Source organism: Evansella cellulosilytica DSM 2522 (assembly GCF_000177235.2).
Taxonomy (GTDB): domain Bacteria; phylum Bacillota; class Bacilli; order Bacillales; family Salisediminibacteriaceae; genus Evansella; species Evansella cellulosilytica.
In genome coordinates this window covers 251,924-274,597 of record NC_014829.1, presented here as the reverse complement: position 1 = coordinate 274,597, position 22,674 = coordinate 251,924, and the positions used below count along the sequence as shown (strand labels likewise).

The following is a 22,674-nucleotide window of genomic DNA, read 5'->3' as shown; positions in this document are numbered from 1 at the left end:
GAGAAACCCACTCTAATCAGGCTTTTAACAATTGCGACGGCTACGCACATTGCAGTGAAAGAACACCACTTTTTCAGTTCCCTCCATGAGACTTTACGCGGTGAATACACTTTTTTCGATTTGCTTCATTTCGTAGAAGTAGCCTTGCTTCTCCATCAGCTCATCGAACGAGCCTGCTTCTATGACGGTTCCCTGTTCCATTACAATAATTTGGTCCATCATTTCTAGGCCAGTTAGTCGGTGACTAATGAGTACAAGAGTATCTTCTTTACTTTCTTCAAAAAGGTTGTGATAGATTGCCGCTTCCGTTAACACATCTATCGAAGATGTCGGTTCATCTAATAACCAAAGGCGCGATTGTTTTAGCATCGCTCTTGCTATCGCCAATCTCTGTTTTTCTCCACCAGACAAGTTTTCCCCTTTTTCCAACACTTGATCATATAGGGAAAACGTATCTAGCTGCACCTTTCGTAGAGCGGATTCCATCTCTGCATCTGATAAGTCCTCGCTTACTAACAAAAGATTGTCTCGAATTGTTCCGTAGAAAAAGTGATTGTGCTGTAGGACGACATTGGATGTCTCCCAAATCGACGATTCATCCAATTTAGATAAGCTTACTCCGTTCACATCAAATGTCCCATCATAGGAAGTATACATTTTTAATAGTACTTGCATGAAGGTAGACTTCCCAGAACCACTCGGACCAACAATAGCTGTTTTTGAGCCAGCTGGTATTGTTAAGTTTAAATGCTTCAGTGCTGGACGTGTTTCCTCTGGATAGATAAAGGTTACATCATTCAATTTAATAGCTGGTGCAACATTTGTGGACATTTTTTCTTTAGGAACTGTTTCATTTTGATCAATATCTTCTTCACCTACAATGGTAAATAAGCGCCCGGCAGCTCGACGGCTGTCTTCAAAATGACTTGGGAAAGCAGCCATCGGAGTTGCATTTTCAAAGACGGTTAAGGATATCATGACGAGCATAGCTAAAAACACGCCATCTAAAGTGCCTGCACTGACAAGGTACGCACCCATCGCTAATATCACCCAAGATACTAGTAACGTAATCGTTTGGTTAAGCGATTGCGCATATAAAGCATGTACACTCTCTTTACTTTGCTCGTCTACGTACGTGTTGGATGCATCGATTAAATTTTTCTCTTGCTGTTCAAGTCGTTGGTATAGCTTTAAATCACGAAAGCCATATAAAAACTCAGTCGCCTCCGTCGAAACAGATCCTCGTACACTTCTTAACTGATTTTCAATTGCTCTTTGACGAACAGCGAATATCATTGGAATGATAAAACCTGTGATGAATAGGCCTACAACGAGTGCTACTGCCACTTCTACTGAGAAAAAAGTAGTAAATGCAATCGTTGCTAAGAAAACGATAACCATAATGATTGGTGGATAATATACACGTAAGAAAAAGTTTTGTAAGCTCTCTACATCGCCGACAATTCTTGCCAATAAATCTCCACTGCGATATTTATGAAATACCTTTGGTGCTAATGGCTCGAGTTTTTCAAAAAACTTCACTCTTAAATTACTTAATATCGTGAATGTCGCCCTATGCGAATAATACCGTTCAGCATATTTACTTAATGCTCTAGTAAAGCTAAAAAATTTAAGTAACGCAATGCTTACTGTCAAAATGTATAATGGCGGGTTTATTGCTGCTTTTGAAATCAAATAGCCACTGTTTGCAAATAAACTTACCGCGGCTATTCCAGCTAAAAAACCAAATAAAATTGAATACAGGACGTCTTTTTTCTCGACTAGCATGAGTTTTATTACAATGTTTAACTCTTTCATCCTGCATTCCCCCCTTGCTGAGCAGCAACCATATGACGATATTCCTCCACCGACGCAAGTAGCTCTTCATGCGTCCCTTTTCCTAGCAATTGCCCATCAGATAAGAATAGAATTTGATCTGCATTTTTTATCGTATGAAGACGGTGCGCGACAGTGATGATCGTTGCTGTTTCTGACAGTTCCTTTATTGAGCGCTGTAGTATTCTTTCCGTCTGTAAATCTAGTCCTACTGTCGGTTCATCAAATAAAACGATAGATGGTTTCTTTAAAAATGCTCGTGCAAGAGCAACACGTTGCTTTTCTCCACCAGAAAGTCCTCGTCCCGCTTCTCCAATTTTTGTGTCATAGCCTTCGGAAAGGTCTTCTATCATTTCGGCTATACCGGCCTTTTCCGCTGCGGCGATGATCTCTTGTCGAGTTGCATCTTTCTTCCCACCAATAGCGATATTTTCTGCAATTGTTCCAGAAAAAAGATAAGGGTTTTGGGAAATATAACTTAGCTCATCAAACCAATCAGTTTCCTTATAGTCAAAAAGCTTGTTTCCATTAACGAACACATCTCCTTCAGTAGTAGGAATAATCCCTGATAGCAAATGAAGTAACGTCGTTTTTCCGGAGCCGCTACGCCCAACAATTGCTACTTCGCTTAACGGATTAATTGTCGCATCTATATTTTCAAGTGAAAAACCTGATTCTCCATAGCGAAAGCTAGCATGACGTAATTCAATGGTAACTGGTTTTTTATCCAGTGCTTTACTTCCCCAAATAACAGGCTGTTCTTTTTCTTCAAGCTCCTCATGAATTTTATTGGCTGCTCCCATACTACCTCTTCCGGTGTGGAATGCACTCCCTAATTCCTTTAACGAATTAAAAAACTCAGGAACTAATATGAGCACGAAAAACGCTGTGAAAAAGGTGAGATGCCCATATATGACAAGCCGTAGGCCTACCTCGAGCGCAACTAACGCAATACTCAGCATCGAAATGAATTCCAGTGCTAAAGATGACAAAAAGGCTGTCTTTAACACGGTCATCGTTGCTTCCCTATAATCAAGACTACTTTGCTGAATCACATCACGTTGTTTTTTCGCTCGCCCAAAAAGCTTTAGCGTCGTAAGGCCTTGTAGAATATCAAGAAATCTCCCTGAAAATGCAGCTAATTTATCCATTTGCTGTTCTGATTTTTTTTGAGTGGCACTCCCTATTACAATCATAAAAATTGGAATAAATGGTGCCGTCACTACCATAATCAATCCGGAAACCCAGTTTTGAGAAAAGATAGCGATTAATATAATGAGTGGGACAATACTCGTTTGGATCATTTGCGGATAATATTTACTAAAGTAACTATCAATTTCATCAACAGAATCAAGTAAAACACTTACTTTCTGTCCTGATTGTCCTTTAAGTGAAGCTTGAATAGGATTGGTTGAGTACTTTTTTAATAATGCTCGCCTGTAATCCTTTTTCACTTTGGCAGCCATGCTAATGCCTGTTCGTCCATTAGCATAAGAAAAAATAGCTCTAGCAATCAGCACTAAAACAAGACCGCCTAGAAATGGTAAAACGGCCTGAAACGTTTCTCCTTGTAAAAACACCCTATCAACAATTTCAACAATAAAGTAAGCTTGACCAACGATGACCAATCCAATTAAAATCGATAAACATAAAAGCACATACATTTCTTTTTTTTGGGAGCGTGCAATTTCCTTTAGTTGCTTCATATATCTTTCATTCTCCTAACTGAGTCATTCGTTATTACTAGATAATGTTTATCACTTCACAAATAGTGCTTACTATTATTTTAATCTCACTTTTCATGCTATACGATTCATTTACATGACAAAATGGTGACACTTTAGACTAACCGAACACTTATTATTATCTTTAATAATATGATAGATGACGTTGGTTCTTCGAGACACCTGTAGGAATAGGATTATCTGAAGCTCTCGTTTATAGAAAACTGAAGTCATGCTCGTGGCAAGCGATTATCCTATAGTAAAAATCAACAAGCAAGTTTTAATGTCACCTCTATATTAAATGACACCTAATTTTTTTCCCCAATCATACCATTCACTGCCTTTATGTATGTTCAACTTCTTTCTAATATTTCGCCGATGGTTCTCCACAGTCTTTGGAGAAATGTTTAATATTTGTGCTGTATCTTTAACAGTGTAGCCACGAAGCTTCATATAAAATACTTCTTCTTCACGCTTTGAAAGCTCGTGAAACTCCTCGTCTATTTCTCTGTAGTTTCTAGGACTACCATTATTTAAGAACGCTTGCTCACCATTCAAAACCTTTTCGAAAAAACTCATTAAGTCTCCTAAAGGAGATTGCTCGTAAAAAAGGCCTTGAATATCTTTATTCATTAACAATTCTTCTAATTCTGGGTGTAAACTATTATACATGAACACCTTTTTCGTTGTGTGAGGTAAAATTTCAAGGATGGAGATGAGGCTTCGTAATCCGCCTGCTCCTCGAAGGTCAGCGTCGACAACGATTAAATCAAATTCATACTTTTGGACTGACTCGATAAACATTTCTGTTGAAGTTGCTAACACCATATATTCAACTTGTCGAACATCTTTTAAAAGGTGTACTAAACCATTTCTTAATAGCTCATGGTCTAACCCTATTAACAGTCTCATACTTGCACACCCTCTCCGACTAACTTTTTATCTATTTTGAATTGGAGATATCCTACCTACAAAGCTATTTTATATGTTTCCTTTATACAAGAAAAGAGATACAGTTTTTTCTTGAAATTTACTTCTTCTTAAAACGCTTATCCACTATCGGCCACTACCACTATTTTACTCCCGACATGAAAAAGGGAAACGAAACGGTCATGCCGTACGTTCCCCCCTAGTTCAGTTAATTTTTCATTATCTTTTCCATTTATTATTTTCTAGATCATTCTGGACTTCTTGATCGACATGTGTAAACCCACACTGAATGGCGTATTTCTTCACCGACTCACCAATATAAGCAAATGACAGCGCCTTAAGTTCAATACGTAACCTTTCTATTTCAGCAATAAAAGAATCAATAGAGGCCTTATTTGGAAAAATGACTGTTTGCCAATTGTCTTCCGTCAGTATGCGTTCATTTAATTCATCAAATCTATGATCCCTTTCCCAAGCATGAGAGCGAAATACATGACTATCTACAAATAGACTTTGATCGATTTTTTTCCCACTTGGACTAATAACCGCAGTTGTTTTTTCACTGAATTCCGCTTTCGTTGCAATAATTCCTTTTTCCATTAGTTTTTTTCTCGTTTTTTCTGAAAGGAACTGTATGTCCCTTGGTAAATCACGAATATCAAAGCTATGATTAAGCATACTCGATAAAAAAGTATCTACACTTTCAGGAGCTGTAAAAATGATGCGGTCACTTTGTAATGCCTTCGTCAATTCTCCATTAGTAAAGGCGGCTTCCTCCATTTTTACAGTAGGAAAAGAGTAGGCTTCTGCACCGTGTCCTGTAAAATAATCCTCTAAATCGAAGGACGTTCCTGACGATTTAGCTACTAATACTCTTTTCCCAATAAATTTCTTTTTATCAAACCATTTGATTTTTTGTCTTAATGAAACAACGTCTCCTATAATTGTCATCGCAGGGTTTTTAATGTTTTCTGTTTCCACGATATCGCTTATCGTTTCTAAAGTCCCTTCAACAACACGCTGCTTCCCTAATGTTGCCCATTCGATGACAGCAACTTTTGTTTGTGGAGTTTTCCCTTGCTCTATCAGCGTATGACAGTTTGTTTTTAAACTCTTTACACCCATATAATAGGCAATTGTTTCTCCTAAGTACTGACCATTGTACGTATTATCAACCGTTTCTTTAGTAACACTTGCATGACCCGTACGAAGTGTGAAGCTATTGCTATAATCACGATGAGTCACTGGGATTCCGGCATACGCTGCAGCAGCAATGCTCGACGTTACACCAGGAATTATTTCATACTCAATACCTTCATTAACAAGAGCTTCTGCTTCTTCACCAACCCTACCAAATACAGAAGGATCACCGCCTTTTAGTCGCACGACATATTGACCTAACTTCGCTTGTTCAATGAGCGTTTCATTAATTTTTTCTTGGCGCATAATGTGACGATTCGGTAATTTACCACAGTATATAAAATCACACGTTTTTTTCGCTTCTCGGAGCAACCTCGGATTTACTAATCGATCATATAAGATGACATCTGCTTTTTTTATCGATTTCAAGCCTTTATTTGTAATTAAGCCACTGTCCCCAGGACCAGCCCCTACAAAGGAGACAAAACCTGTCTGATTAGTCATTTCTTACACCACAACGTATACATAGCCATCAATGACCTCCGTCTCATACGTTACCACTTTACCATCGTCTGGCTTTTGTACTTCCCCAGTCACTAAAGAGACTTTCCAATCTTGAAGTGGGCAATAAACAAATTCTCCTGCTACGATCCCTTCTGCTAGTGGACCATTTGTGTGAGGACAGCGGCTTGCTACTGCGCGTACATCACCATTACTTAAGTGAAAAATCGCGATCGACTCGCCTTTTATTTCTACTTCCTTACCGATTAACTGAGGTAATTGCGCTAACTCTAATACTTTTACTTTTTCTTGTATAGCATTCATGTGTAAAACCTCCGCTCCTGACTTTATATTTTCACCACATCATACATGTCTTTTTGCTTTGCATTGTTGATCATGTTCCCCCATGCCTCATCGTACGTTGTTTTCGCATGGTCAAAGTGTATTGCAAGCTCCTGCTTTGTTGCTTCATTTAATAGTACTTCTTTAATCGGTTCTACACCGATCCTTTCAACCCAGTTAGATGTACGCTCACCATATATTCCTGTTTCTCGGTAGTATTGTACGTACGCCTTAGCCATTTCAAGAACTTCTTCTTCAGTTGCAACAGTTGTTAATGAATCACATTCGCGAACCTCCGTACCTCCGTTTCCACCGAAATAAAGCTGATAGCCATTTTCTACGCAGACAACACCAAAATCCTTCGTTAAAACCTCTGCACAGTTTCTTGGGCACCCTGTTACACCCATTTTCATTTTATGAGGCGTATCGACCATTTCCAATGCTTTTTCAAGTTGTATACCTAGTCCTAGTGAATCCTGCGTGCCAAAACGGCAGAATTGAGAGCCGACACATGATTTCACGTTGCGAAGCGATTTAGAATAAGCATAGCCCGAACGCATCCCTAGCTCTTCCCATATATGTGGCATATCTGTCTTTTTTACTCCGTAAAGACCAATTCGACTTGCTCCTGTTACCTTTACTAATGGAACATCATATTTCTTTGCAACCTCACCTAGTTTTATAAGGTCATCAGCAGTTGTCGTTCCACCATACATTCTCGGTATGACGGAGAACGTACCATCATTTTGGATATTTCCTTCCATTCTTTCATTAACAAATCGAGAAGCTTTGTCATCTTCATACTCTTCTGGACGAAGCATACGCATATAGTAGTTTAATGCTGGTCTACATTTAGAACATCCTTCCTCCTGCTCAAATCCTAGCACAAGACGAACCTCTTTTGGAGATTGTAACCCTTTTTCTTTCATTTCAGCAACGACTTCATCACGAGATAAAGGTGTACATCCACACATGCCATTACTTTTTGCCGATGCATCAAAGCTATCTCCTAAAGTTAGCGCTAAAATGCCCTCTACGACATTTTTACATTTACCACATGAAGCTCCAGCCTTCGTACATGTTTTCACTTCATCGAACGTTTTTAAGTCCTGTTCTAGGATGGATTGCACGATTGTACCTTTTTTCACGCCATTACAGCCACAAACCGTATCCTCTGCACTCATTTCTGCAATCATCGCTGCTTCTGAATCTTCACCAGCTTTTTGTAAAATAGATGCACTCGTAAATTCGCTTATATCCGTTTCCTTTTTCATCATGCTGAATAATCGCGTTCCGTCAGATGCATCCCCGTATAAAACAACACCAACAATCTTATTATTTGTGATGAGTACTTTTTTATAAACGCCTGCAAACTGATCTTGCACAATAATCGCTTGTGTTTCATCATCCTCTTTAATTTTCCCTGCAGAAAACAAATCACAGCCTGCAACCTTTAATTGTGTTGATAATAAGCTTCCTTCATACCCTGTGGAAGCTAATCCAGTAATATGTTCAGCTAGAGCAACGCCTTGCTCATATAATGGTGCCACTAGCCCATAAGCAATGCCATTATGCTCTGCGCATTCTCCTACAGCATAAATAGATGATTGAGATGTTTGTAAGTGGTTATTTACAATAATCCCTCGGTTTACGTCTATACCTGCTTCTTTTGCTAATGCAATATTTGGGCGAATCCCAACAGCCATCACGACTAAATCACACGCAACAGATGAACCGTCTGCAAATGAGATGCCTTGTACACGGCCGTCTCCGTAAATTTCTTTCGTTTGTTTTTCCATTAAAAACTTCATGCCTTGTGCTTCTAAATCCTTCTTTAATAATCTTGCTGCAGCTTCATCTAGCTGTTGCTCCATTAAATACGGCATAATATGAACGACATGAACGTCCATTCCTTGATCCATTAATCCTCTTGCTGCTTCAAGCCCTAACAATCCTCCACCAATTACGACCGCTTTTTTATATCGTTTCGCAGTATTTAACATATAGTTTGTATCATCAATCGTTCGGAAGCCAACTACTCCTTCAAGATCACTTCCTGGAACAGGTAATATAAAAGCACTTGAACCTGTCGCAATAATTAGCTCATCATATGCCACTGTATTCCCTTTATCTGTTACAACTTGCTTGTTGAGGCGATTGATATGCGTCACCTTTTCACCAGTAAAAAGTGTGACACCATTTTCTTTGTACCAATTCCAATCGTTAATATTAATATCCTCTATCGTTGTTTTGCCTTGTAGAACATTAGAAAGCATAATGCGATTATAATTCGGGTATGGCTCATCACCAAATATAGTGATATCAAACATACTTGACTCTCTTTTTAAAATTTCTTCAATACACCTAACACCCGCCATCCCATTTCCTATCATCACTAATTTCTTTTTCACTTGAATTCCCCCATCCTCTATGTGTAATACTTCACATTCAATTTTATTATTTGTGAGATGATTCACATATTTACGGAAGTGAAACCCTTCCTCATAGTAAATCAACTGGATAATTTATAACATTGTTTACGTTAACTTATTAAATATATATGTATCTTAATTCATAATAAAAATACCCTCTGTGATATTTATCACAAATAAAGATCGTTACTTTTTTTGCCACATTTTAAACAAGATTCGATATTTGTAGGCAATTTATACCAACTGATATAACGCACACACACCAATCGTTACTTTTTACCTAATTTATGAGTGAACGAAATCGGTACTTAAGGGCAATGTTATATTACTTCCTTTATTATACAATTGAGATTGCGATATTAGTTTTCTTAATATTCAATCTACAATTCACACTTCAATATCCTCTCTGTTTCACCCAGGAATTTAAGTAATCATGTTATCGAAGTTAGGAAAATGATCCTACCCATAATAGTCTAATTCCATAAACAAAAAGGGGGAAGGCGTTACTGTTGCGTTAAATTTATAGACTATTTATAAGTGGCACTAATTTTTGAAAGAGGTGTATTTCATGTCGATTATGGAACTCATAAAGAAAACTATTCCATTTTTTATTTCTAGAATCATTGTTTATGCTATTTTTGCTGTAGCATCATTATTATTCTTGGGACTTATGTTAGGATTAGGTATTTTACTATTCCGTTGGTTTGAATTTGCTTCATTCTTTTTCATCCTCATGATTGTTGGTACTTTCTTTGCAGTATTAGGTATTTTAAGGTTTGTAGAGAGATATTTCCTGTATATGGTGAAGGTTGGCCATATTGCTGTTGTAACAGAATTACTTAGAACTGGAAAAGTTCCTGAAGGAAAAAATCAAATTAGTTATGGGAAAGACCAGGTTGTTAATAACTTCGGCTCTGCTAATGTTGCTTTTGTCGTAGACAAAATTATTTATGGAGCAGTAAAACAAATTCAACGTTGGCTTATGAGAATTGGAAACTTCCTTAGCTTTGTTCCCGCTGCCAAAAAAATAATCGGTATTATTAGTAAAATAATGGAAGTCAGCTTACGCTACGTTGATGAAGCTATTTTATCTTATATTATGCTAAGAAAAAGTCAAATTGCTGAAGCTGCAGCTACTGCAGAAGAAGGGTCTGACTCTGAAGAGGAATCTGTATGGAAATCTGCATGTGATGGTGTTGTCCTTTACGCACAAAGCTGGAAAAAAATTGTGATGACCGCTGCTGGTATTGTAGCATTTGTTTATATTTTAAACTTTGTTATCTTCATTCCGAGCGTGTTTGCATTCATGGGAATTTCATCTGCTATTACCTCCAATGCTGGGGCGGCAGCTATTTTAGGCTGGTTTGCGATTGTGGGGGCTTACATTGTAACAGCAATGATTAAGAGAGCAATCGTTGATCCTATTGCAATGATTGCAATGGTACGTGCTTACCAACTTAATATTCAAAATATAGAACCTAATATAGACTTGCAACAAAAGCTATTAAATATTTCATCTAAGTTTAAACAGCTATTTAACAAAAGAAAAGAAGACACTCCGCAACCTCCAACGGCTGACCAAGGAGCAACTTCTTCCGTTTAAAATAAAAGAAGTAGTGGACTCAAATGGTGGTGTTTTCTGCCTAATGAGTCCACTTTTTTAATTGCTGCGAAGATTGTGCAACAGGAGGGCACTGATAAAGGTCGAAATTTATCTTTTCCAGTCCCTCAAAGCAATGAAGCGTAGTCGCTGCAATCTTTTGTAACACTACTATGACTGAGTTTTGGATGCAATTTATTTTTTATATCAACCACTCGCTTCCGCAATCATAGTAGTCGCGCAACGAACGGAGCCATTGCCATTCAATTTTTGGCACTGAAAAAGTTGCTTTGTACTTTTTCAGTGACCTCGTGCCACAGGCTTGTCTAGTTTGATAAAGGTACCTCGTTTTCAACTTTCCTTCAGACGTGTTTTCCTTCGCTGAAGGGTAGATAGGACGGCGCTTTCTTACCTACAGGAGCTTTTTTCTTTGCTCAAAGGCAGATAGATGCAAACACAAAGCCATCATTGTACAAAGCAACGACACCTGTTCACCTGCAGAATAAATAATCTATCTACCACACTTGCCCGGTTTATGTAATTTTACTCATATTATCTTTTAGGAAGGTATGAAACATTTCCATAACCGTTGAATAGTATTTTCCCTTTGGATAAATAAAAGAAAACTCTCTTTTACTAGGTTTTTGCAATCGAATTTGACGTAGTATTTGGTGCTCACGTTCTATTTTGTATGTAATAGAGGAAAGAAATCCGACACCAAGTTTTTGTATAACTGCTTGCTTAATTGCTTCGTTATTATTGACTTCAATGATATTTTGCGGCTGAAAGTTCATTGTTTTGAAATACTCATCGACACATTCTCGTGTGTGTGATCCTCGCTTTCGTAAAATGTACGTTTCATTTTCTAGTTGGTCTAACGATTGACTCTGTTTGTACTTTTGCATTTCCTCCGCTAAACATACTAAATGAATGTTATCTTGAAAAAGCGAATCGACGTTAAACGCCTCCCGGTCAACATCCTTTGCAATAATGGCAACATCTAGCTTCCGTTCATTTAATTTATTAATGATTGTATCAGTATTATCTATATCTAGATGGATATGAATATTAGGATACTTCTTTTGGAAATGTACAACTAATGCTGTAATAGCAAAATTACCAATTGTCGTTCCACAACCTACATGTAATTCTCCACTATCACCATTTTTAAGTGTTAATAAAGCTTCTTTTGCATCCTCAGCTAACGTCATCATTTTTTTTGCATAAGTTAAAAGCTCTCTTCCGGCAGGGGTTAACTCTACTTTTTTCTTAGATCGGTAAAACAATGGGAGTCCATAAAGGCGCTCTAGAGCCTCTATTTGCCGCGATACTGCTGGCTGACTCACCAAGAGCTTTTCTGCAGCTCTTGAAAAGTTTAAATACGTCGCTACATAATAAAACGATCTTAACTGGTGTAGTTCCATCCACTCACTCCTATCGATTTAACTATAATCAAAACACATTAACTTTATAATTATTATGCATTTCCATTATAAATAGATCACAATTAAAATAAAAGGTATTAAATAGTTTTTAATATGGAGCGATGTATCATGAAGTACCGAGAGTCGGGAATGCCCGAAGAAGCTTTATGGGAGAATTTTTTTAATCCGATAGAAATACTAAAGAAGCTAGAAGTAACAGAAAAGGTTAACACTCTTATTGACGTTGGCTGTGGATACGGCACATTTCTCATTCCTGCTTCTCATATTGTAAAAGAGAATGTGATAGGCATTGATATTGATGAACATTATTTGCGAGTATGCCAAGAGAGAGTAGCCACAAATGATAAAGTAAGATTAATTACTGGAGATATTACCGATATTGTTAAATCAGCAGAAGGTGATATTAAATTGGCTGACTATATTACACTCTTTAACATTCTACATTGTGAGGATCCTGTTCAACTATTCATTGATGCTGCTAAACTGATAAAAGTCGGTGGAAAAGTCGGTGTCATTCACTGGATCAACGATGATACACCGAGAGGTCCTTCGTTAGAAATAAGGCCATCACCAAATCAAATCATAAAGTGGGCGAAAGATGCTCACCTATCTTTGGAAAAACAGGTTGCTTTTCCGCCATATCATTTCGGCATGTTATTTAATAAAATAAATTGACACGAAAACGAGAAAAGTCATTAATTCACTTGTCTTTCTTCTAGGAATACTTGGATGTTAATTTTCATTTTATTTTATTCGTTTTCTCTTTCTGGAGGCAATACATAAGTTCCTTCATCATCTTGTTAGGGCTTCACTTATTGCTTTTTCCAACAGAGGACGTAAATCTTCACTTCACTATCACTAACATAAAAAAAGCCTCATTTATAATTCCAATAAAATAGTTTAAGCTAATTGGAAAGTAAAGTTTAGGAGGTTAATCATACATGAAAAATACTTATGATATACAAGCAACTACGATTGCTTTTGCTACTTTTGGTATGGGTTGATTTTGGGGTCCAGATGCCCGGTTCGGACATCTTCCAGGAGTGGTAAGAACACGTGTCGGATATGCAGGTGGCACTTTAAAAGATCCTACTTATCGTAATATGGGTGATCATACAGAAGTACTGCAAGTTCAATTTGATCCGACTATTTTAAGTTATAAAGACATTTTACGTTTATTTTGGAAACACCACCATGGATTTAAAGATAGTTTTTATAAAGGTAGGCAATACATGTCTCTACTTCTATACCATAATCAGCAGCAACAACAAGATGCAGAAGAAATAAAATTAGAGATCGAAGAAACACATCAACAAACGTTGCAAACTGAGGTAGCACCTTTTTCTACGTTTTATGTTGCAGAAGATTATCATCAAAAATATTATCTGAAAAGGTATAAGCATGTTATTGAAAAATTACACGACGTTTTTCCTACCGATGATGAGCTCGTGAATGCTACTTTAGTTGCCAGGTTAAATGGCTTCGTAAAGGAGCATGGTACATTAGCCGACTTATCAAAAGAAATACCGAATTGGGGGATTTCTCAAAGTCGTATAGACGAGTTATTATTCCTCCTAAAAAGTATCAAATGGTAAGTCTAAGTATCAAGGGAAGGGTTCGAGAACATCCACTTTTGAAACAAATGAATCCTTCCCGATCCTCGCTTCAATGTTTATATCTATATTAAACACATAAGGTGTGTGAAGTGCAAAGTTGCCCATAATCAACCTATCGGTGGCTTTATTCTCCACTAAATTTTTCACAGCAATTCGTTTGTTTTCGTTTCGATCCTGATTACTGTTGTTTAGTTCAGTAACATATTTTTTTCTAACTTGAGTATATTTTGTCCCCTTCACTAATAACATTGTAATGAAAGCAGCTATTGGTAATGCCAAAAAAGGCTTAATAATTAAATCAACTGGATTAAAATGTCCGTTTAACACATATAGATGAAATAGGATAAATATTTTATACGTTAACGCTAAGCTAATCACAGCATATACTAGTCCTATATGAGCTTGCCACTTCTGACTCATATTGGACTTAAATTGAAGTATTTTTGCTTTTAGCGTACTCGTTTTTAAGTAATGCGTTAATAAAGCCACACATATAAATGGTATTGGAGCTAATATAAACGGTTTTATCGCTACATCAATCACATTAAAGTGGTTCGACCATATGTACAAATTCAACATATTAAAAAGAACATATGAGATGATAAGACTTCCTACTAAATTGTTTGCTACATTGCTTACTTTCCTCGGTTTTTGTTCTACTGTCATATACATTACATAACATCCCCTTTAGTAAAGTTAGCTTGTCCCGCCTACAGAAAACAGTGTACCATAAGGGATTTGACGAATTTTAGGAACCGTTAATCAAATTCATTCATTTCTAGATACGAATCGGCACAAGTGTGTGATTCGTTCGTCTTCATATGTCTAAGAAATGAAATCACCGTTGTTTTTTGTTGGTATAGGATTAAGCTTTTACATATTCCTTTAAAAGAAGTGCTCATTTGCTGTAATTTGAAGGATAACTGCATGATACGACGAATAAGATAATAAACAATACCATAATGGGGTTTTCTAGGAGGTAACTACCGATGGAGGAAAAATATAATGACTTAATTGGAGATATTTTGGAGAGGTCTGGTGAAAAAGATAATTATGAAGGAAAAGGAAAACCTTTGTCTAAAAACTACTTAAAGATGGACGTCTATCAAAACTTTCAGAAAATCGCCAAAGATGCTGGTTACTTGCCAGAATGGGTAAAGCTACAAAAAGAAATTTCGACTCTAATCAGCTGCTGCCAAGGAGAAGAAGATGTTCAAGTAATCAATGAAAAAATTAAAAAGTATAATAAGATTTGCCCTACACAGCTACAAAGACGCCAAATAACGATGAACACTATTAGCGAGGAGAAGAACAATTGGAAGTAATCCTCGCCAATTTCACCTTAAAGCTACTATTACTAAACTATCCTAATTATTGGGCCCGCTTTAACCTAAATGAATCATAGAACTGTATTCCTAGCGCTCCAATGATAGCGATTATGATGAAGGATAGAATAGTGTATACTGGATGAATCACAAAGCCAAAGGTAACCTCATTTTGCAAATAAGCGATATTTTCATACGCATCTGCAATATCGGGAACATAATTACGTGTTACAAACCAGCTGTAACCGACAATCCATAACAAATAAATGACGTGAATAGCAGCTGAAAAAATACTTGCTTTTATGAGTAACCTTTTCATACCATCCCTCTTCTCAACATACTTTCCTTTATTATAAAGTCATTGATTATTTTCAGAGGTTGACTCAAAAGGTCGATTTTTTACCTTTTGAGTCAACCTCTAAGCAATGTGCGTAGCCACCGCAATCCCTTAAAGACCACTATAAGTCGTTTTTTATAGTGGTCGCGCGGTGAGTGGAGCCATTGCCAAAACTTTTAATAGCTTTTGGGACACCCACTCTTTTCTTTGTAGCAATGGAATTTCACCGTATCTCCTTAAGTACTAGTGAGTGCTCTTCTCGCTAGTACGCACGGCGGGTGATATCCACTGAGTAATTTCCCTCCATATGGCCCTTCACGATGATATCTATTCGACTTTTATCGTTACTCTTTTAGTTGTTAGTAATGTGATCCACATCCCACAAACAATAACCAATCCGGAAAGGATAGCCGCTACTGAAAAAGACAGATTAGGAAATGGAATACTCAACCATCCTAGCATTGGAGCCGTTGGGTCGCCTTCCCATAACAAGTCAATTAGCGTAATAAAAGTAATAGAAATAAGGATGAATCCCATTCCCCCGAAACCGCCGTAACGATAGAAGCCTATTGCAATTAGCCATCCTGCAATATAATAAGTGATAATGATGAGACTATATACTATTATCGGCACTAGCCATGTCGAGGAGGAATGAATAAATTCCATATTAGCTGTACCTGGACTAAACGAAATAAACGTTCCGGTGAATTGGAGAATACCAGCTAATATAGCTGAAGTGACTGTTATACTAATTGCCACTCCAATCGCAGCCAATGCTGCTCCGTAAAAATAATCGTTACGTGTTACACCATATTTAACATAGTGTGACATAAACGCAAAGCAAGTTAAAATCCCAATGACTAGCATATAGATTTTAGATGGTTGAAATTGAAAAGCTAGAAAATTTAAATCAAGCTCCTCCAAATTAGGTACTAACGGAATAACGATTAAATATATAGCAAACACAATTGGAATAAACCATAAAGACCACTTCATCTGTATCAAGAACAAGTCTGTCGCAACTTTAAACGTATTTGATGGCTGTGTCATTCTCTATCAATCCTCCTCTGTTAAGTGGATAAATAATTCCTGTAAAGAAACAGGTCCAACCTCTAGACCTAGCCTTTGTGCCTCTACATATTTATCTTCACTTAATTGCTCATATATCATTACCGCTTTTGTGTTGCCTAGATGCTGTGTATTAATTTGTCTCATTCCTTTGACAAAATCATCAACGATATTCTTGTCTCCAGTAACCGTTGCTCCCCTACTAACTATTTCGTCAATCGGTTCATTTATTAGCAAGCTTCCGTTATGAAGGATTAATACATGATCAAACAAATACTCCATTTCAGAAACAAGATGGGTGGAAAGAATCATAATTCTAGGGTGACGCGCTTGCTCTTCAATTACTTCCTTATAAAAAACTTCTCGCGTTGGTGCATCCATTGCGAGGTAAACCTCATCTAGTATCGTCACTGGTGTTCGGCTTGCTAAACCTATCGTCGCATTTAATGCCGATTGCATCCCACTAGAAAGTTGTTTTATCGGTTTATCGAGTGGTAAACGAAAGCTTGCGGACAATTCTTCTGCATAAGCCCTATCAAATTTTGGCCTATAACGTTCCGCAAACTCAAAATAGCTTTTCACCGGTTCGTATTCATCACTATAATCGGATTCGTACATAAAGCTTACGTGAGGCATAACGTTTCTATTTTCAAAAGGGTTTTCCCCACCAATAGTTAAAGTCCCAGAATTGGACTCCTGAAATGAGGCTAATATCGATAATAAAGATGTTTTACCAGCGCCATTTCTCCCTATTAAACCGTACGTCTTCCCTTCCTCTAGAGTAAATGAAACGTTTTTTACAGCTTCAAAGTCTTTATACTTAAGTGATATATTGTCTGCCTTAACGTTGAATGTCATTTGAACTCTCCTTTCATTTTTTCAATAACGTCTACGATGTCTTTTTCTGTCAAACCAAGCTTCTCTGCCTCCTGAATCATAGGAAGGACATATTCATCAGCAAAAACATCTTTTCTTTTTTCTAAGAGTTGTTCCTTCGCTCCTTCAGCTACAAACATCCCAACACCTCTTTTTTTATAAATAATTCCTTCATCTACAAGCAAGTTCATCCCTTTTAAAACTGTAATGTGATTCACTTTATAAAATTGCACCATTTTTGTCGTTGAAGGGATTTGATCGTGCTCCTTTAACTGTCCTTTTACTATTTGGTCTTCAATCTTTTCTTTCATTTGTATAAAAATTGGTTTTTTATCGTGTAAAGATTGACTCACAACTTCACCACCTAATTATTGGGTAACCGATATATACTTATATAGTTATGTATATAAGTATATACCACCTACAGGAAATGTCAAGGGGCATAAAAACAATGAAGATTTTGTTTAAATTAAAAAAACTTCATGAAATAATCTTATCCGATTATTTCATGAAGTTTTTGATAGGTTGAACCACTCAACGTAAATTCACTATTTGTAAATCCTCATTTTGAAGGTATTCAATTATTTCTGGTAATGCTTCTACAACCATTTTCGTTTCATGTAGAAGAATAATCGATCCAGACATATCGCTGCTATGTAAGTGATCCACAATTTTGGTGCTATTTGGACTTTTCCAATCTTTTGGGTCTACATTCCAAATCACCATGTTCATTTCTTTATTTCCCATTAAATCTATGACATCATCATTAAATGATCCATAAGGTGGCCTAAACATAGTGACACGTTCTTGTGTTATATCCTCAATAAGACGATTCGTTTTTAATAATTCATTCTCTTGCCCTTCTTCTGAAAGTTTAATAAAATTCATATGAGTATAACCATGATTACCAATAGAATAGCCATTTTCGTTCACATATTGAACTGAAGATGGATGTTTTATTACATTTTTTCCAATAAAGAAAAAAGTCCCACCCACTTGATATTCATTGAGTATATCTATAATGTCTGTTGTGTACTCTGAAGGTCCATCATCAAAGGTAATCGCAACACTACCTTCTGGAAGACCATATGTAATTAAATCTTTTAATTCTATGTATGGAATATATCCTGTCCCTTTTGTTTCTTCGTAACTTAATCTATTTGCACGTTGCTCCTTTTTCTTTAATGTAATTTCCTTTTTTTCATACTCATTAATTAGTTTTGGGTTATCTCCATAAACTGGATTATAGAAATATTTATAACTAGAGAAAGAAAAAACAGTAAGGATAGTTATACTTAATATAAGTGCTATTCTCCATGCAGGCCGCCGGAGATATAGTGTATCCTCCTCAGCAACCTGCTCATCTTTTTCTTCTTTAAGAGCACTAGTTAAAAAAGGAAGTGCGTCAATGTCCTTTATTTTTTCTATACTTTTTATTCGCTTTAATTGATTAATATAGTCGTCACTACAAGTAAAATTTATTCTTTCACTATTGTCCTTATATGTCTTTGTTAACCAACTTATATTGCGGTTATTAACAGAATTCCGGCTACTGTGAAATGAAAGTCGATACTTATGCCCCTCTTCTCTCAATGTGAGCCCCACTAAGTACGACGCTGTATCATCATCAATTTCCCAAAATAGCACCACTTCCTCGTCTAACACTAATCTTATTTTTAGAAAACTTTTCTCTGCTGTTTTGTCAATTGACAGTAATTCCAATAGCTTTACCCCATAAGCTAGCATGACCTACATTCTCCTCTCCATCCTCCAACAGGAAAAATGTTATTCTGATTTGATAGATGAAGAGTTTTTTGGGGAAAAGGACATGGACATTCTCTCTGTAAAATCATTTATCGTCTGTCTTAATTCATTCTTTTCATCCATAATTTTTTGGCACTTCTCTGCATACTCTTGATTCTCTACTTCTAAAGTTCTTATTTTCTCTTTTAGACTTTTGATTTCTATTAAATTTTCATATTGTATAGTCTTTAATTCTTCATCTAACTTATAATATTTATTTTTCTCTTTATCTAACTGGTTTGATATTTTTTCATAGTCATTTTTAGAAGTATATTGATAGTCTTTAAAATCTTCCATTAACTGATCATAACTCATTTGTTTATTCGTAAGATTGCTCTCTAGTAAACTAATTTCCTCAATCTTATCTTCAACTAACTTTTCTTTTTTATTTAAGTCATACTTTAATCTATCGATTGTTTCATTTGCATTTTTCAATTGGGATTTAAGATCTTTATTATTGTAGATTACTAACTGTCGATCATTTAATAGGTTTTCTAAGGAAACGAGTAAATCCAGTGTCATTTTATCCTTGTTTTCTTTCGTAAGAATTTGCTTGCTATTTGTTTCATCAACTTGCATATCATCAATTGACAATTCTTCTTTATCACTATATGTTTCTTGCTTATCTATCACTTGTTCATCCGTGTCTTCATCATTTAGCAAAACCGTTTTAAACCAACCTTTTGACTTATTTTTGCCATCCTTTGTCACTACGATCATCCCCTTATCCATTCTCTAATAATTAACAACATAAAAATAATTTTATATCCTACAAACTAAATCTATCTAAACGACCTTTAATGAATAGACATTCTAGAATGATAACTTTTTAATCATTTTATTGAAAACAGTTACCTTAGTCTCAGTAATATAGATCCACATCATTTCAACCTAATCTATGATAAGTTTCATTTCCCAATAAAAGTTATATCCAATTATTACAATATTCTATATTATATATAAGGTTTCGGCACATATCCATAAAATTCGACACAAATAGGTATTTATTCACTTCCAATCTCTCTCTTCGTTTTCATTATTCGGGACTTTTACCTAAGGAGATCAAAAAAAGGCTACACCTAATAACCATAAGCACTAGGTGTAGCCTTATCACTCAACGAATTGGCTACTTTGACGAGTTCATCGATACATTCCTCGTTATTATTAAATTTATCCTTATTTATTCCAATTAAGTATTCCAAATCATCTAAAACAAAATGAACGAAAATAAAACCGATATTTTCCGTATTAATGATTCCCGCTTCAGTACCATTTTCTAAATAAATACCATCTTTTTCACTTTTGATATTTATTGGATGAACATGTATATGAATAGACAAAGTTTTACCGCTCTTCTCATCTAAATAATCAATTCTTACCCTTTCCTCTGATTTTTCAACATTTCCACCACTGATCGTTGGCTTAAACGGTAAATATGTAGGTGTCTTGCCCATCCTTCCATAGATTTCTTCAAACTCTGTCAATGCATCTTCTATACTTACAACGTCTCCTAATGGCTTATGAGGATCAGGCTCCAATGGATCTTTTTCAAGTAATTGAAATGCGTCCGTCTGAAATAATGAAAAGCTTACTATAATGGATAATGCTATTTGTAACATATATATCACCTCTCAATTAGTATTTCTAATTGGAGTTATTTTATGTTATGTATTAGTCTTAATAAGTTATTTTCATCAAAAACAGACTGAATCCTTTACGGATCCAGCTATTCTAAAAAGTCCTTCCCTCTCCCCTCAAAACCGTATAAATGGGCCGGTATACAGTTGGGAAACAAACTGAATAGAATTTTTATTCTAACCTAGTGACCATCAAAAATAAGGTTTCATGCACCAACCCTCCCTCAATAAAATTTATCAAAGTCAAACCCTATTATCCCTCCAATAATTATCAGTAAGACAATTCCCATGATGTAGTTCACTTTGGTAACTCTAAGGATGCAGTAAACTTTAATATTCAACAGAGTTAGCGGTATAAAATACAATGCTGTTACCAAGAGACTAATGATAAGCATAGGAAAAAATAACCCTTCTTCCATAGTTGGATCAAGATTCCAACCAATTAGCTGCGTAAACGATAGAAAAAACAATAGATATACTATGAGAAGGTATTTGACTAGGATATACCCAAACAGAAGATTAGTAATCAGTCCGACAATAGCCGCAGTTTTATTCAAAATAATCCTCCTATTTCATTCGAAGTGACCTTGTTTGGAGATTGACTTACAATCACAGTCTCTTTATCTACTTGCATGAAATCTAAAAAGTGGTGGTAGTTTCCATTTCGTTATTATTCCAAAACTTGAAAAGGAGTTTCAAGTTCAGGTTCTTTAAACTCTATTATCTCCGGCTCTTGTTTCTTTCCAGAAAGAGTAACATATGATTCCTGTTCATTAATCCATTCCACTATTACATTGGATGATTCAAGTCTGTACCTGTCCTGTAAAACCCTTTGTTCAATGGAGTTACCCTGAGATTTAATAATGACTTTAGAATCCGTTTCACCCCCAACATACCCTTTTTCAACAACTTCAATGGTATTGGTGGCATTAGGTGACTCACTTATTAGCAAGATTGTTTCTTCATTTAGTTCTTCATATACTTCCAGCCCCCATATGACAATTGGAATTGAGATTAAAACGATTAAAGCACATGTTGCTGCTATTGATGCTATGAAACACCTCTAATCTCTTTTCATTTCATTGGTCACAGATCTAGCACATGTTACTCAACAACCTTGAACGACTTCTCCAACAAACTATTACTTTTATTAAATGAAATGACATATCCTTCTAGTATACTAATCGTTGCTTCTTCATCATTTTCCCAATAAATATGGATTTCAAGTTCCTGTAGTGAAGATCCTTCATGTATCGGAACTTTTATAGAATCATTGCTACTTTTCAAAATTACTGTGCTTCCTCTATGTAAGAAGCCTCCCCCTTTTTGAATGATAGTTATTTTTTCTAGATTATTAGGGGATGTGCTTTCAGTAATAACCTGTTCTTCGTTTACACTAGAAATAAAAACGCCACCAACATATATGATTGGGATTAAAATAATAAGTAGAATTGCTAGAAAACATCCTAATAATGACTTTTTGTAGGTTTCTTTCTTTACTCTATTATATTCGTAAAGGTCTTCTTCCTGATTCCTCATTCTTAACCCACTTTCTATACTTTACTCATATTCAAATGTCACCACACGAAGATCATGAGGGCTATAATCATAGTCGATAGTTTGATCTTAAAATAAATACAATTTGTAATAGAGATACGAAAAAACACCCAATGCCAAAAAGAAAACAACAAATAGATAATACAAATATTTCTTAGCAAGTAATCGCTTATAAATAAAGACATTGATTAATATTAAAATAGGAAAATAGAAAAGACCAGTTATTGTTGCGAGAAACAACGCCCCTAGTAGAAAATCCGGTTCCAAAGTAGGGTCTATTACCCACCCCACTGTCTCTTCCAACAGATAAAGGATAAAAATATACAAGAATCCACCGGGAATAACAAATACGATTCCTAACACATAGTTGACTATCGCACTTACAATCCAATAATAGTTATTCAATCCATGCACCTCTTTTACTATCGTTCCAATTCGAAACACTTATTGTTTCATCTTGATTCTCTTCCTTTTCGGAAAGATAGTTACTAAAATAATCCTATAA

The 22,674-nt window shown here is 36.0% G+C and carries 22 protein-coding genes; 4 read left to right on the top strand and 18 right to left on the bottom strand.

Annotation, left to right across the window (positions count from 1 at the left end; translation table 11 throughout):
- Window positions 1-93: 93 nt before the first annotated feature.
- From cydC to nirB, 6 genes are all read right to left on the bottom strand, one after another.
- On the bottom strand, window positions 94-1,818 hold the full coding sequence (gene cydC, locus BCELL_RS01385) for a thiol reductant ABC exporter subunit CydC (protein WP_013486880.1): 1,725 nt from the start codon (window positions 1,816-1,818) through the stop codon (window positions 94-96).
- Window positions 1,815-3,542 (bottom strand): thiol reductant ABC exporter subunit CydD, encoded by a 1,728-nt coding sequence (gene cydD, locus BCELL_RS01380; protein ID WP_013486879.1) that lies wholly within the window; start codon window positions 3,540-3,542, stop codon window positions 1,815-1,817. The genes cydC and cydD overlap by 4 nt, the downstream gene beginning before the upstream one ends.
- Before the next feature lie 315 nt (window positions 3,543-3,857).
- Window positions 3,858-4,472 carry a response regulator transcription factor gene (locus BCELL_RS01375; RefSeq protein ID WP_013486878.1) on the bottom strand — a complete coding sequence of 205 codons (615 nt, stop codon included), beginning with the start codon at window positions 4,470-4,472 and terminating at the stop codon, window positions 3,858-3,860.
- Window positions 4,473-4,709: 237 nt separating this feature from the next.
- Window positions 4,710-6,134, bottom strand: coding sequence for a uroporphyrinogen-III C-methyltransferase (gene cobA / locus BCELL_RS01370; protein ID WP_013486877.1), 1,425 nt, complete (start codon window positions 6,132-6,134; stop codon window positions 4,710-4,712).
- 3 nt (window positions 6,135-6,137) lie between these two features.
- Window positions 6,138-6,455: a nitrite reductase (NAD(P)H) small subunit gene (locus BCELL_RS01365; RefSeq protein WP_013486876.1), complete on the bottom strand. Its 318-nt coding sequence runs from the start codon at window positions 6,453-6,455 to the stop codon at window positions 6,138-6,140.
- 23 nt (window positions 6,456-6,478) lie between these two features.
- On the bottom strand, window positions 6,479-8,884 hold the full coding sequence (nirB, locus tag BCELL_RS01360) for a nitrite reductase large subunit NirB (RefSeq protein ID WP_041808096.1): 2,406 nt from the start codon (window positions 8,882-8,884) through the stop codon (window positions 6,479-6,481).
- 589 nt (window positions 8,885-9,473) lie between these two features.
- On the opposite strand from nirB, the gene BCELL_RS01355 reads away from it, so the two are divergent.
- Window positions 9,474-10,508, top strand: a complete 1,035-nt coding sequence (locus BCELL_RS01355) for a hypothetical protein (protein ID WP_013486874.1) — start codon at window positions 9,474-9,476, stop codon at window positions 10,506-10,508.
- A gap of 530 nt (window positions 10,509-11,038) precedes the next feature.
- Here BCELL_RS01355 and BCELL_RS01350 read toward each other — a convergent pair.
- On the bottom strand, window positions 11,039-11,929 hold the full coding sequence (locus tag BCELL_RS01350) for a LysR family transcriptional regulator (RefSeq protein ID WP_013486873.1): 891 nt from the start codon (window positions 11,927-11,929) through the stop codon (window positions 11,039-11,041).
- A gap of 129 nt (window positions 11,930-12,058) precedes the next feature.
- Here BCELL_RS01350 and BCELL_RS01345 point away from each other — a divergent pair, with 129 nt between their 5' ends.
- Both BCELL_RS01345 and msrA read left to right on the top strand, forming a co-directional pair.
- Window positions 12,059-12,625: a class I SAM-dependent methyltransferase gene (locus BCELL_RS01345; RefSeq protein ID WP_013486872.1), complete on the top strand. Its 567-nt coding sequence runs from the start codon at window positions 12,059-12,061 to the stop codon at window positions 12,623-12,625.
- Window positions 12,626-12,891: 266 nt separating this feature from the next.
- Entirely contained in the window at window positions 12,892-13,545 is a 654-nt protein-coding gene (gene msrA, locus BCELL_RS01340) for a peptide-methionine (S)-S-oxide reductase MsrA (protein ID WP_013486871.1), read from the top strand.
- A gap of 9 nt (window positions 13,546-13,554) precedes the next feature.
- Here msrA and BCELL_RS01335 read toward each other — a convergent pair whose 3' ends face one another.
- Window positions 13,555-14,238, bottom strand: a complete 684-nt coding sequence (locus tag BCELL_RS01335) for a hypothetical protein (RefSeq protein WP_013486870.1) — start codon at window positions 14,236-14,238, stop codon at window positions 13,555-13,557.
- A gap of 317 nt (window positions 14,239-14,555) precedes the next feature.
- Here BCELL_RS01335 and BCELL_RS01330 point away from each other — a divergent pair, with 317 nt between their 5' ends.
- On the top strand, window positions 14,556-14,891 hold the full coding sequence (locus BCELL_RS01330) for a DnaJ family domain-containing protein (RefSeq protein ID WP_013486869.1): 336 nt from the start codon (window positions 14,556-14,558) through the stop codon (window positions 14,889-14,891).
- A gap of 46 nt (window positions 14,892-14,937) precedes the next feature.
- Here the strand turns inward: BCELL_RS01330 and BCELL_RS01325 are convergent, their stop codons facing one another.
- The 10 genes from BCELL_RS01325 to BCELL_RS01275 all read right to left on the bottom strand — a co-directional run bounded on the left by BCELL_RS01325 (window position 14,938) and on the right by BCELL_RS01275 (window position 22,574).
- Entirely contained in the window at window positions 14,938-15,210 is a 273-nt protein-coding gene (locus BCELL_RS01325) for a hypothetical protein (RefSeq protein WP_013486868.1), read from the bottom strand.
- A gap of 345 nt (window positions 15,211-15,555) precedes the next feature.
- On the bottom strand, window positions 15,556-16,278 hold the full coding sequence (locus BCELL_RS01320) for a hypothetical protein (RefSeq protein WP_013486867.1): 723 nt from the start codon (window positions 16,276-16,278) through the stop codon (window positions 15,556-15,558).
- A gap of 6 nt (window positions 16,279-16,284) precedes the next feature.
- Complete coding sequence (locus tag BCELL_RS01315; RefSeq protein ID WP_013486866.1) at window positions 16,285-17,154, bottom strand: ATP-binding cassette domain-containing protein; 870 nt, start codon at window positions 17,152-17,154, stop codon at window positions 16,285-16,287.
- Window positions 17,151-17,525: a GntR family transcriptional regulator gene (locus tag BCELL_RS01310; protein ID WP_013486865.1), complete on the bottom strand. Its 375-nt coding sequence runs from the start codon at window positions 17,523-17,525 to the stop codon at window positions 17,151-17,153. Before BCELL_RS01310 ends, BCELL_RS01315 begins: the two co-directional genes overlap by 4 nt.
- 181 nt (window positions 17,526-17,706) lie before the next feature.
- Entirely contained in the window at window positions 17,707-18,918 is a 1,212-nt protein-coding gene (locus tag BCELL_RS21395) for a polysaccharide deacetylase family protein (RefSeq protein WP_013486864.1), read from the bottom strand.
- A 39-nt stretch (window positions 18,919-18,957) separates the two neighbouring features.
- A complete protein-coding gene (locus tag BCELL_RS01300) occupies window positions 18,958-19,695 on the bottom strand; it encodes a V-type ATP synthase subunit I domain-containing protein (RefSeq protein WP_013486863.1) in 738 nt (245 codons plus the stop codon).
- Window positions 19,696-20,054: 359 nt separating this feature from the next.
- A complete protein-coding gene (locus BCELL_RS01295) occupies window positions 20,055-20,594 on the bottom strand; it encodes a hypothetical protein (protein ID WP_013486862.1) in 540 nt (179 codons plus the stop codon).
- A gap of 688 nt (window positions 20,595-21,282) precedes the next feature.
- Complete coding sequence (locus tag BCELL_RS01285; protein WP_041808095.1) at window positions 21,283-21,564, bottom strand: hypothetical protein; 282 nt, start codon at window positions 21,562-21,564, stop codon at window positions 21,283-21,285.
- Window positions 21,565-21,716: 152 nt separating this feature from the next.
- Window positions 21,717-22,151 (bottom strand): DUF5412 family protein, encoded by a 435-nt coding sequence (locus BCELL_RS01280; RefSeq protein WP_013486860.1) that lies wholly within the window; start codon window positions 22,149-22,151, stop codon window positions 21,717-21,719.
- A gap of 87 nt (window positions 22,152-22,238) precedes the next feature.
- Entirely contained in the window at window positions 22,239-22,574 is a 336-nt protein-coding gene (locus tag BCELL_RS01275) for a hypothetical protein (protein WP_013486859.1), read from the bottom strand.
- Window positions 22,575-22,674 lie beyond the last annotated feature (100 nt).

Excerpts from the sequence above, each read along its gene's own strand:
- cobA (WP_013486877.1), bottom strand. The coding sequence starts at position 6,134 with ATGACTAATCAGACAGGTTTTGTCTCCTTTGTAGGGGCTGGTCCTGGG.
- BCELL_RS01355 (WP_013486874.1), top strand. The coding sequence starts at position 9,474 with ATGTCGATTATGGAACTCATAAAGAAAACTATTCCATTTTTTATTTCT.
- BCELL_RS01350 (WP_013486873.1), bottom strand. The coding sequence starts at position 11,929 with ATGGAACTACACCAGTTAAGATCGTTTTATTATGTAGCGACGTATTTA.
- BCELL_RS01345 (WP_013486872.1), top strand. The coding sequence starts at position 12,059 with ATGAAGTACCGAGAGTCGGGAATGCCCGAAGAAGCTTTATGGGAGAAT.
- cydC (WP_013486880.1), bottom strand. The coding sequence starts at position 1,818 with ATGAAAGAGTTAAACATTGTAATAAAACTCATGCTAGTCGAGAAAAAA.
- BCELL_RS01365 (WP_013486876.1), bottom strand. The coding sequence starts at position 6,455 with ATGAATGCTATACAAGAAAAAGTAAAAGTATTAGAGTTAGCGCAATTA.
- BCELL_RS01320 (WP_013486867.1), bottom strand. The coding sequence starts at position 16,278 with ATGACACAGCCATCAAATACGTTTAAAGTTGCGACAGACTTGTTCTTG.
- BCELL_RS01330 (WP_013486869.1), top strand. The coding sequence starts at position 14,556 with ATGGAGGAAAAATATAATGACTTAATTGGAGATATTTTGGAGAGGTCT.
- BCELL_RS01375 (WP_013486878.1), bottom strand. The coding sequence starts at position 4,472 with ATGAGACTGTTAATAGGGTTAGACCATGAGCTATTAAGAAATGGTTTA.
- BCELL_RS21395 (WP_013486864.1), bottom strand. The coding sequence starts at position 18,918 with ATGCTAGCTTATGGGGTAAAGCTATTGGAATTACTGTCAATTGACAAA.
- BCELL_RS01325 (WP_013486868.1), bottom strand. The coding sequence starts at position 15,210 with ATGAAAAGGTTACTCATAAAAGCAAGTATTTTTTCAGCTGCTATTCAC.
- BCELL_RS01315 (WP_013486866.1), bottom strand. The coding sequence starts at position 17,154 with ATGACATTCAACGTTAAGGCAGACAATATATCACTTAAGTATAAAGAC.
- BCELL_RS01335 (WP_013486870.1), bottom strand. The coding sequence starts at position 14,238 with ATGTATATGACAGTAGAACAAAAACCGAGGAAAGTAAGCAATGTAGCA.
- BCELL_RS01280 (WP_013486860.1), bottom strand. The coding sequence starts at position 22,151 with ATGAGGAATCAGGAAGAAGACCTTTACGAATATAATAGAGTAAAGAAA.
- BCELL_RS01300 (WP_013486863.1), bottom strand. The coding sequence starts at position 19,695 with ATGATCGTAGTGACAAAGGATGGCAAAAATAAGTCAAAAGGTTGGTTT.
- cydD (WP_013486879.1), bottom strand. The coding sequence starts at position 3,542 with ATGAAGCAACTAAAGGAAATTGCACGCTCCCAAAAAAAAGAAATGTAT.
- BCELL_RS01295 (WP_013486862.1), bottom strand. The coding sequence starts at position 20,594 with ATGTTACAAATAGCATTATCCATTATAGTAAGCTTTTCATTATTTCAG.